The 9,638-nt window shown below is 44.9% G+C and carries 11 protein-coding genes and 2 rRNA genes; 5 read left to right on the top strand and 8 right to left on the bottom strand.

Features of this window, described 5'->3' with window-relative positions; genetic code table 11:
• From FHQ23_RS05405 to FHQ23_RS05395, 3 genes are all read left to right on the top strand, one after another.
• Positions 1 to 187: ribosomal RNA gene (locus tag FHQ23_RS05405) — 23S ribosomal RNA — on the top strand; the annotation flags it as partial.
• 171 nt (positions 188 to 358) lie between these two features.
• Positions 359 to 474, top strand: a 5S ribosomal RNA gene (gene rrf, locus FHQ23_RS05400).
• 223 nt (positions 475 to 697) lie between these two features.
• Complete coding sequence (locus tag FHQ23_RS05395; RefSeq protein WP_139613399.1) at positions 698 to 1,792, top strand: ISAs1 family transposase; 1,095 nt, start codon at positions 698 to 700, stop codon at positions 1,790 to 1,792.
• A gap of 191 nt (positions 1,793 to 1,983) precedes the next feature.
• Here FHQ23_RS05395 and pyrE read toward each other — a convergent pair whose 3' ends face one another.
• Positions 1,984 to 2,625 (bottom strand): orotate phosphoribosyltransferase, encoded by a 642-nt coding sequence (gene pyrE / locus FHQ23_RS05390; RefSeq protein ID WP_139613398.1) that lies wholly within the window; start codon positions 2,623 to 2,625, stop codon positions 1,984 to 1,986.
• 8 nt (positions 2,626 to 2,633) lie between these two features.
• Complete coding sequence (gene rph, locus FHQ23_RS05385) at positions 2,634 to 3,353, bottom strand: ribonuclease PH (RefSeq protein WP_139613397.1); 720 nt, start codon at positions 3,351 to 3,353, stop codon at positions 2,634 to 2,636.
• A 126-nt stretch (positions 3,354 to 3,479) separates the two neighbouring features.
• On the opposite strand from rph, the gene FHQ23_RS05380 reads away from it, so the two are divergent.
• Complete coding sequence (locus FHQ23_RS05380) at positions 3,480 to 4,343, top strand: YicC/YloC family endoribonuclease (RefSeq protein ID WP_139613396.1); 864 nt, start codon at positions 3,480 to 3,482, stop codon at positions 4,341 to 4,343.
• 46 nt (positions 4,344 to 4,389) lie between these two features.
• On the opposite strand, the gene FHQ23_RS05375 is transcribed toward FHQ23_RS05380, so the two are convergent.
• The 3 genes from FHQ23_RS05375 to epmB form a co-directional block, all read right to left on the bottom strand.
• Complete coding sequence (locus FHQ23_RS05375; protein WP_176552253.1) at positions 4,390 to 4,797, bottom strand: MliC family protein; 408 nt, start codon at positions 4,795 to 4,797, stop codon at positions 4,390 to 4,392.
• A 75-nt stretch (positions 4,798 to 4,872) separates the two neighbouring features.
• Positions 4,873 to 6,012, bottom strand: a complete 1,140-nt coding sequence (locus tag FHQ23_RS05370) for a LysM-like peptidoglycan-binding domain-containing protein (protein ID WP_139613394.1) — start codon at positions 6,010 to 6,012, stop codon at positions 4,873 to 4,875.
• A 113-nt stretch (positions 6,013 to 6,125) separates the two neighbouring features.
• Positions 6,126 to 7,139, bottom strand: coding sequence for an EF-P beta-lysylation protein EpmB (gene epmB / locus FHQ23_RS05365; protein WP_139613393.1), 1,014 nt, complete (start codon positions 7,137 to 7,139; stop codon positions 6,126 to 6,128).
• Positions 7,140 to 7,203: 64 nt separating this feature from the next.
• On the opposite strand from epmB, the gene efp reads away from it, so the two are divergent.
• Complete coding sequence (gene efp, locus FHQ23_RS05360; RefSeq protein WP_132968203.1) at positions 7,204 to 7,770, top strand: elongation factor P; 567 nt, start codon at positions 7,204 to 7,206, stop codon at positions 7,768 to 7,770.
• 33 nt (positions 7,771 to 7,803) lie between these two features.
• Here efp and folA read toward each other — a convergent pair whose 3' ends face one another.
• Genes folA through FHQ23_RS05345 form a run of 3 tightly spaced genes read right to left on the bottom strand, consistent with a single transcriptional unit; the run spans position 7,804 to position 9,578 of the window.
• Complete coding sequence (gene folA / locus FHQ23_RS05355; RefSeq protein ID WP_139613392.1) at positions 7,804 to 8,301, bottom strand: type 3 dihydrofolate reductase; 498 nt, start codon at positions 8,299 to 8,301, stop codon at positions 7,804 to 7,806.
• Between the two features lie 16 nt (positions 8,302 to 8,317).
• Complete coding sequence (locus tag FHQ23_RS05350; protein ID WP_139613391.1) at positions 8,318 to 8,785, bottom strand: threonine/serine exporter family protein; 468 nt, start codon at positions 8,783 to 8,785, stop codon at positions 8,318 to 8,320.
• A gap of 1 nt (position 8,786) precedes the next feature.
• Positions 8,787 to 9,578, bottom strand: a complete 792-nt coding sequence (locus tag FHQ23_RS05345; RefSeq protein WP_139613390.1) for a threonine/serine exporter family protein — start codon at positions 9,576 to 9,578, stop codon at positions 8,787 to 8,789.
• Between the last annotated feature and the right edge of the window lie 60 nt (positions 9,579 to 9,638).

Raw genomic sequence — 9,638 nt, 5'->3', positions numbered from 1 at the left:
GCGGGGTAGCTATGTGCGGAAGAGATAAGTGCTGAAAGCATCTAAGCACGAAACTTGCCTTGAGATGAGTTTTCCCCAGGTATAACCTGGTAAGGGTTGTTTAAGACGAAGACGTAGATAGGCGGGGTGTGTAAGTGTAGTGATATATTGAGCTAACCCGTACTAATTGCCCGAGAGGCTTAACCATACAACGCTCAAGGGTTTTGCCCTAAAGTAGCGCGAAGTAGAAAGACAAAGAAAAGCTCAATGAGTTTGAATCAGATTAGCTTGTGGCCGAATAATAACAGTGAAATAAAGTGAAGTAAAAAAACTGAAAAGAAGAAAGAACAAAGAAATAAAGACAATCAAGCCGAATTATTCCGGCGGCGATAGTGCAGTAGTCCCACCTGAATCCATGCCGAACTCAGAAGTGAAATGCTGTAATGCCGATGGTAGTGTGGGGTCTCCCCATGTGAGAGTAGGACACCGCCGGATTTTACTGAATACAGTACAACGACCCTTAGCAGCGATGCTAAGGGTTTTTTGTATGGGCGCAAAAATAAATGTGCTGGATAAAAAACAGGCATCAACACCAATTTCTTAGCCGATATCAATAAAACCGCAATAACCATTGTTAAAAAACAGCCTATTATTTTATAGTAAGTATAACGTAAAACTTCATAAGGTATGTATTGTTCGTTATTGTTGAGGAGATGTTATGGATTTTTTTAACTTTTTTGCGCAGGCTGAGGAAATTGAGCATGATACCCAGAGATATTCTTTATTAGAGTTGATTTTTTTAACCATGACCGCTGTACTGTCAGGAGCAAAGACATGGTGCGATGTTCATCAGTTTGGCGAAAGCCATCTCTCTTGGTTGCGTCAATATTTACCTTTTGCACAAGGTATTCCATCTAAAGAAACGATCGCTGATCTTGTTTGCAAACTCCATTCAAGCCAATTAAATGATATTTTTATCAATTTTGTTAACGAATTACGTCAGAGCAAAAATCTTGAGCAAATTCCATTGGATGGGAAAAACCTTCGCAACTGCTTCGGGCATGAGGCGAAAAGTGCACTGCATAACATTACCATACAAAGTAAAATGCACGGTGTGATACTGATACAGCATAAATCTCCACGTTGGCGTAATGAACAGCAAGGTGTGTTGGAAATACTCCAGACATTAAAATTGAGGAGAGCGATAGTTTCCGTTTATGCCTGCAACACACAGAAAAAGATTGTTGAGCAACTTAAGGATAAGCAAGCAGACTATGTGATTGCTTTAAATAATAATCATGCAATGTTTCGCAAAGAAATTGCAGCCTATTTTCATAAAATGGCGCGCGAGATGCCTCAAACTATTGATTGTTATCATAATATAAATACTGGGCAACAGTATAAAAAATTACCTGTTGATGAATGGTTGTCTGAGCCAATGCGCTGGGAGGGGATTCAGACGGTGCTGTGTGCAGAAGCACTGTCAGAGTTGAGGCAGAACAGCAAATTAGACTCTAAGTTAGACTGTTATATCAGCAGCTTAAATGCCGCATTACCACAATTAGCAGAGAGTATTCGGGAGCATTTATTGCTGAAAAAAAGGAAGGCACATTGGATGTTGGATGTGGTATATCGGGATGTTCGTGGTCTCAGTAGTAAAGATAACGGGGAAAAGAAGCTGACCTCCTTGCGTTATTATGCATTGAATTTAGCCCGGCTGCACCCCGCGCAATCGAGTTTGCGTATGAAATTAAAAACTGCCGCTTGTTCGGATGCATTTCGTGAAGAGCTGCTATTTGGTATCGGTGAGTAAGCTAGTCTAGGTAAATAAGAGCAAAAAAAACCGCACTTTAAACCCAGAAATAAAAGTGCTGTGAAAGGAGGCGTCAATCGATATTGGATTTTGTGTGATTTGGGGTGAGTGATAAACGTTCTTTGTTATTTAGTGAAAAAAGACAAGATTTGAGCAATTAACTCCAATCTTGCCAAAATACCCAAGTGCGGTTATACACCGTATTGTTGTTGATATTGGTGCATTGCGGGGAGGAAGGGTTGGTAAATCGGGCTGTGGTTTAAAAAAGCGAGGAGATCGTCTAAATCGATAATGGATAGAACTCGGCAATGATAATCACGCTCTACTTCTTGAATAGCAGATAATTTCCCTTTGCCTTTTTCTTGACGATTCAGGGCAATCATAACCGCACTTAGTTTGGCATTATTGGCGGCAATGAGCTGCATTGATTCACGAATGGCTGTTCCAGCAGTAATGACGTCATCAACCAACAAGACTCTGCCTTGTAATGGGCTACCGATTAAATTGCCGCCTTCACCATGATCTTTTGCCTCTTTGCGATTAAAACACAGCGGTTTATCGCAACCAAATTGATTGGCTAATGCAATGGCAACAGTGGTGGCGATCGGAATACCTTTGTAGGCAGGACCAAACAGCATGTCATATTCGATCCTTGAGGCTTGGATTGCCGCCGCATAAAATTCGCCCAAACGTGCCAGATCGCTGCCGGTGTTAAACAGGCCTGCATTGAAAAAGTAGGGACTGATTCGACCGGATTTTAAGGTGAATTCACCAAATTTCAACACATTGCGCTTGAGGGCAAATTCAATAAATTGTTGTTTATAATCTTGCATAAATCACCTTAATGATCGTTTAAGGCCGCACGTTGTACGGCAAAAATCTGCTCGATTCCACCTTGTGCCAGCTCCAGTAATTGCAACAATTCTTGATGACTAAACGGTTCGCCTTCCGCGGTACCCTGCACTTCAATCATACGTCCATCTTCTGCCATGACCACATTCATATCGGTTTCGGCGGCAGAATCTTCCACATATTCTAAATCGCACACCGCCGTACCATCAACAATGCCGACCGAAATTGCCGCTACTAAACCTTTGATCGGATTGGTTTTCAGTTCACCGTTGGCTAATAGTGTGTTGACCGCATCAATCACTGCGACACAAGCGCCACTGATCGCAGCAGTGCGCGTGCCACCGTCAGCTTGAATCACATCACAATCAACGGTGATGGTGCGTTCGCCAAGTGCGGTCAAGTCGATCATGGCGCGCAATGAACGACCGATTAAGCGTTGAATTTCCAACGTGCGTCCGCCTTGTTTACCGCGAGCGGCTTCACGCTGCATCCGCACATTGGTCGAGCGTGGCAGCATCCCATATTCAGCGGTGATCCAGCCTTGTCCCTGCCCTTTTAAAAAGCGCGGCACGCTATTTTCCAGCGTAGCGTTGCACAGCACTTTGGTATCGCCAAACTCAACCAATACCGAGCCTTCGGCATGTTTAGTATAGTGACGGCTGATTTTTATCGGGCGGGTAGCTTGCAAAGGGCGGTCATTCGGACGCATCGGGGTTCTCCATTTTTACTGTTCTCAATTCAGTTGGAATTCTAGCACGAAACCGCACTTTGCACACGACAGTCCCGCTCAAAATCGGTAGAATAGCGTCGTTTAATCATCGAATAAGGAAAAAATATGATTTACAGTATGACTGCGTTTGCCCGCTTGGAACTGAAGCAGAGCTGGGGCAATGCTGTATGGGAGATTCGCTCTGTCAACCAACGCTATCTGGAAAACTTTTTCCGTTTGCCGGAGCAGTTTCGTGGCTTGGAAAACAACTTGCGTGAAAAAATCCGTCAGCGGATCACCCGCGGTAAAGTGGAGTGTAATTTGCGTTTGGAATTGAAAGCACAGACCGCACTTGAACTACAACTCAACCAGTCGTTGGCGCAACAAGTGTTGCAATCACTCAAATGGCTGAAACAGCAAGCCGGTGAAGGGGAGATCAGTTTAACCGATGTGTTGCGTTATCCCGGTGTAGTTGAAACACCAGAACAAGATTTGGATCAAATTAGTCAAGATTTACTCAAAGGGTTTGATCAACTGCTAGACGAATTTATCGCCATGCGTGGGCGTGAAGGGCAGAAACTACAAGAGATTATTCAACAGCGCCTACAAGCGATCAGTGTTGAAGCGGACAAAGTGCGGTCACAAATGCCACAAATTTTGCAATGGCAACGGGAGAAATTGCAACAGCGGTTTGATGAAATCCAATTGCAAGCCGATCCGCAACGTTTGGAACAAGAGATGATTTTATTAGCGCAGCGTGTTGATGTTGCGGAAGAGCTGGATCGGTTGCAAATGCATGTGAAAGAAACGACTGCAACCTTGAAAAAAGGTGGCGCTGTTGGGCGTCGGTTGGATTTTATGATGCAGGAATTAAATCGCGAATCGAATACGCTTGCTTCGAAATCAATTAATGTTGAGGTCACCAACTCGGCAGTCGAGTTAAAGGTCTTGATCGAACAAATGCGTGAACAGATTCAGAATTTGGAATAAACTGACACCGCACTTTGTATTTAAATCAACAGCCCCTAAAGTGCGGTTAATCAATTTTTTCTATTTTACAACCACTTGCAATCACTTCGCCCAAACTGTTGCTCAGCACCGCACTTTCAGCTCTTTCCCACCAGTTCCACTGAATATTGGCGTAGCGTTTGCCGCTGCCGGAGATTACCGGTTGTAGATGTTGGCTGATACCGTTTAGAGTCAGCTGAATCGAAGGATTTTTTGAGTGCTGTTTGATGGCTGAAGCATTGAGCGCAGTGACTTTGATTTGGATATTGTTATCACAGTAGTAAAGATGGGTAGTATTGCTCTCGGGCAGGGTTTTATTTAATGCCGTCGAGCCAGAGGTGCTTTGTTGCAAGCTCAGGTTATTGTGGGTATCAGTCGGAGCATGACAACCGGATAGCAAGATGATGATGCAACCGCATAAACTTTTTTTCATCATAGGAATAAACCTCATATTGACGTGATGAAATTTCAGTAAAAATGCCGTTATCATTTAGATAACGGCATTTTTTGATTATTTCTTATACTGATAACTGCCGTCGTTATTACGGATAAACGTGCTGCCGTTTTGTAAGGTTAAACGGCTCACTCGGCCTTGTGAATTGACTTGAATCGTCACTTTGTCACCGGCTTTAAAGCTGCTGAGTGCTTTTTCACCGCCGTTGGCTTTGGTCATCGCATTGACATCGGCAATATTCAGATTATTATTGCGGAACACCTGCATCAAGCTGACGCCTTGTGGGATAGTTAAAGTGCGGTTGTTGCCGGAAGTTGTATTGTCAGCGGCTGGTTTGGCAGGCGCAGCAGCTTGTTTTGGCGCAGTTGTTGGTTTAACTGTGGTCGTTTTTGTGGTTGTGGTCGGTTGTGATTTTGCCGGTGTACGAGTAGCTTGCTCTTTTGGCGCTTCATAACGAGGTGGCGTTGTCGCTTGTTGCGTTGCCGTAGTTTGTGATGGTGCGGTCTGAGCGTTTGCACTTTGAGCTACTGTTCCGGCTGCAACGGCAGCAGCTTGGGTTGCGGCGGCGGTTGCCAAAGTTTGAGCGTTGCTATCGCCCACAGTATTTGGCTGAGGCAGCAAAGCGTTGTTTTGATTGTTTGATTGTTCGTTCGGTTGATTGATTTGTTCTTCTTCTGATTGATTCAACGATTGAAATTCTATCGGCAGCGTATTCGAATTTTGCGCTTGTAGGGCATCAACAGTAGTGGTTGAACTTGGTTTTAACCAAAAGAAAATCAACAACACTAAAATCAGTGCCAATAAGGCGATGAATAGGCGGCGGTGTTTGGCTGGTAAACGATTTAAGATCCCCCAAGTTTCTGGTTTTTTCAAACGGTTGCTTAATGGCTCATGCGCACTATTTGCGTGATCAGTTGTTATCGGCTCAACCGCACTTTTAGCCGTTGTTTCGATTTGAGCGGCACTCTCTGTTACAGGTTGTGGATCATGAGGGGGCAGGTTTGTCGTGCTCATACTTTCCTCCTTGTGCTCACGTTTAGGTAACAAGCCTTTCGCCTTGTCAAAAAAAGAGGGCTTTTCTTCAATGGGTTTTTTCGGCGTAATCGGTTCCATGTTGCTAAATTCAAATTTTAATTGATTCTGTTTTTCACCGGCGGTTGCTTCAGCATTGCTGCGGTTTTGGTTCTCAGAAGTCACTAGACACCTCAAATTGTCAAAATATGTTTTTATGAATAAAAATATTTTTCTATTCTAAAGGAATTAGACAAAATAAAAACTGTTTTTGCTGGAATTTGGTGTGAATTTTTTGCTTATGGCGTTAATAAGGTTTTATTCGGCTCACCAGCAATCTCGCGTGCCAGCTTAGGCACGAGATATCCGGAGCTGATTTTCTGCAGTTCGTGGTAGATTGCCAACGCCTGCTTGTCGTCCAGATAAAAATGCGCTGCACCTTGCACTTTATCGAGCAAATGCAGGTAATAGGGTAAAATACCTGTACTAAACAGTTTATCGCTTAATTGTTTTAACAATTGTGCATTGTCATTTACGTCTTTTAAGAGCACCGATTGATTCAGCAATACCACGTTGGCGGCGCGTAATGGTGCCAAATGATCGGCTAAAGTGTGGTCGATTTCATTCGGGTGATTGATATGGGTGACCAGCACCTTATTTAAACGTGAAGCGGCTAAACGCTGGCAAAGTGCGCTGGTAATCCGTTGCGGAATCACCACCGGCAATCGGGTATGAATTCGCAGGGTTTTAATGTGTCTGATCTGCTCCAAGCGGCTGATCAGCCAGTCCAGTTCGTGATCTTTCGCCATCAGCGGATCGCCGCCGGAAAAAATCACCTCTTCAATTTCAGGGTGCGCGGCGATATAGTCAAGTGCGGTTTGCCAGTTCTGTTTGTTGCCTTTGTTGTCCTGATAGGGAAAATGGCGGCGAAAGCAGTAGCGGCAATTGACCGCACAGCCGCCTTTCACCATTAATAACACTCGGTTATGGTATTTATGCAATAAGCCCGGCACCGCACTTTGCTGCTCTTGCAGTGGATCTTGGCTGAAGCCTTGCACTTGAAAAAACTCCTGCTGCGACGTCATCACTTGCAGCAAAAGTGGATCCTGTGGATTGCCCTTTTCCATTTTGTCGATAAACGGTTGTGGCACGCGCAGCGGGAATAATCGACGTGCCGAAATGTCGTTTTTGAATTGATTTAGTGGTAGATCGAGTTGCCTCAGCAATTTTTGCGGATCATTTATCGCATTTGCAAGGTAATCTAGCCAGCTTGGCTCTTCTCTAAGCAGGGTGTTTTGGGTTATCATAGACAAGTTTTATTAAAATTTTATCTGATCTTGTCTTAAGATCAGGCTTTTTTCAAGTGATGAGGACATTATGGCAACCTATTCTACCAGTGATTTTAAACCGGGTCTTAAATTTATGCAGGACGGCGAACCTTGCGTTATCGTTGAAAACGAATTCGTGAAACCGGGAAAAGGTCAAGCGTTTACCCGTACTCGTATCCGCAAACTGATTTCCGGCAAAGTCTTGGACGTGAACTTTAAATCCGGCAACACCGTGGAAGCGGCGGATGTGATGGATACCAATTTGACTTTTTTGTATAAAGACGAAGATTTTTGGCATTTTATGAACAACGAAACTTTTGAGCAGTTGTCAGCGGACGCCAAAGCGGTGGGCGACAATGACAAATGGTTGTTGGATCAAGCGGAATGTATCGTCACTTTATGGAACGGCGCGCCGATTTCCGTGACACCACCGAATTTTGTCGAGCTGGAAATCGTGGATACCGATCCAGGTTTGAAAGGCGATACGGCGGGTACGGGCGGCAAACCGGCAACCTTAAGCACCGGCGCTGTGGTGAAAGTGCCGCTGTTTGTGCAAATTGGTGAAGTCATTCGAGTGGATACTCGCTCCGGTGAATATGTAGCACGTGTGAAGTAAGCGTATTATATCGCTAACAATACAAGCGGGGTGTTATCGCCCCGTTTTGTTTTTTCGCTTTAAGATTAAAAATCGACAAGCATAAGCGTTTTTATCATCGGCAGTTACTAGTTCGTCTTCTACAATATGCCAGTCATTCAAATCGAGCACCGGAAAAAAAGTATCGCCGTCAAGTGCGGTTTGGATTTCGGTTAAATACAGTTTGTCTGCTAACGGCAGGCTTTGTTTAAACAGCTCGCCGCCGCCAATAATCATTACCTCATCAGCCTTTTTGCACAAGCCAAGTGCGGTTTGTAGGCTATCCGCCCATTGTACGCCGTCAGACACAAATGGCTGGCGCGATAACACGATGTTAGTGCGGTTCGGCAACGGGCGACCGATAGACTCAAAGGTTTTACGCCCCATTATCACCGGTTTGTTTAAGGTGTTGCGTTTAAACCACGCTAAATCACGTGGCAAGTGCCACGGCATTTGGTTATCTCTGCCGATCACCCGATTTTGGGTGAAGGCGACGATCAGGCTGATTTGCATAATTCGGATCCTATCACTAAATAACAGGGCGCTGGCGGTAAAACAGTAAACCTGGCAAAGCCAAGCCGAAAGCCAATGCGCCAAGAATAAAACCAGATTTGACAAAATTATCAACGGCTTGTTGGAACAGGGCTTCAGAATAGCCGATATGGTGGATTTGCACAACGGCAATCATCGCTTTATAGGCAAATACGCCGGGAATCATTGGAATGATCGCAGCCACGGTGAACACTTTTGGGTGTGCTAAATAGCGCTGTGACAGATAAACGCCGATAAAACCGATCAGCGCCGCAGCAAAAAAGGTGGCAAACACCAACGGCATATCCATCGTTAGTAATAACAGTTTACGAAAACCATGTCCCAACGCCCCGAGCAGTGCACAATATTTCAGTGCATTTTGTGGCACATTAAACAACAGGGCAAAACCAATCGCCGGAATGGCGGAAAAAAACATATCGTCCAGCAAAATGAGCAGCAGATCCATCTCAGCCTCCCCATTGTTGAATATTCAGTAGGCTCAAGGCAAACACAATGCCAATGCAAGCACCAAAGGTTAGCACCGTCGCCAGCGCCCAACGCCCGATTCCCATATTGGTGTAGCCTTTCAGAATATCGGATAGCGCATTAATAAACGGAAAACCGGGCACCAGCAGCAACACGCTTGAGGCAATCGCAATTTGCGAGTCGTTGCCCAAATGAAAACGCAGCGATAAGCCTGAAATGCAAGTTGCCACAAATGCGGTACAGGCAAACACAATGATCGGATTGTAGTGACGCATCGCAAGTTCCTGCCGTACCAACATCGCAGCACACGCCGCCAAGAAAGTGATCAGGCAGATTAGCGCATCGCCACCGGCAAGATGAGCAAACGAAGCACAGGATAGTCCGACCATCAGCAATACATAATAGCGATTATATTTTAATGGTTTGATGTTATACAGTTTTTTTCGCACGACGCTTCTGTCGTAAATCCGGTGTTCGGCGGCAATCACAATATGCTGCACTTCAGTCACCACATGCATATTGATACCGCGATCCTGATTGCGCCTTGCGGTGGTGATGCAATGCCCTTGGTGCAAGGTGGTCAGCACAATGGCATTTGCCGTTAGCGCAACCTCAACACTTTCCACTCCCAACGCTTTTCCCAAGCGTGCGGCAATTTGGCTGACCAAAGTGCTTTCTGCACCGTGTTGTAACAGTAAAAGTGCGGTATGCACGCACAACCGGGTGATCTCTTGTTGTTGCGCATGATTGAGAACTGAATATTTGCTTGGCATAAACTCTCCGAGTAAAACAAAAGTACAACTGATTTATTAAATGCTTTTTTTAGCGATTAA

The organism is Testudinibacter crocodili (assembly GCF_006228025.1).
Lineage (GTDB): Bacteria > Pseudomonadota > Gammaproteobacteria > Enterobacterales > Pasteurellaceae > Chelonobacter.
The sequence above is the reverse complement of the archived record's forward strand: the minus strand, read 5'-3'. Positions and strand labels throughout refer to the sequence as shown.

Bases quoted from the DNA above. Each gene is read 5' to 3' on its own strand.
- FHQ23_RS05395 (WP_139613399.1), top strand. From the start codon at position 698: ATGGATTTTTTTAACTTTTTTGCGCAGGCTGAGGAAATTGAGCATGAT.
- pyrE (WP_139613398.1), bottom strand. From the start codon at position 2,625: ATGCAAGATTATAAACAACAATTTATTGAATTTGCCCTCAAGCGCAAT.
- rph (WP_139613397.1), bottom strand. From the start codon at position 3,353: ATGCGTCCGAATGACCGCCCTTTGCAAGCTACCCGCCCGATAAAAATC.
- FHQ23_RS05380 (WP_139613396.1), top strand. From the start codon at position 3,480: ATGATTTACAGTATGACTGCGTTTGCCCGCTTGGAACTGAAGCAGAGC.
- FHQ23_RS05375 (WP_176552253.1), bottom strand. From the start codon at position 4,797: ATGATGAAAAAAAGTTTATGCGGTTGCATCATCATCTTGCTATCCGGT.
- efp (WP_132968203.1), top strand. From the start codon at position 7,204: ATGGCAACCTATTCTACCAGTGATTTTAAACCGGGTCTTAAATTTATG.
- folA (WP_139613392.1), bottom strand. From the start codon at position 8,301: ATGCAAATCAGCCTGATCGTCGCCTTCACCCAAAATCGGGTGATCGGC.
- FHQ23_RS05350 (WP_139613391.1), bottom strand. From the start codon at position 8,785: ATGGATCTGCTGCTCATTTTGCTGGACGATATGTTTTTTTCCGCCATT.
- FHQ23_RS05345 (WP_139613390.1), bottom strand. From the start codon at position 9,578: ATGCCAAGCAAATATTCAGTTCTCAATCATGCGCAACAACAAGAGATC.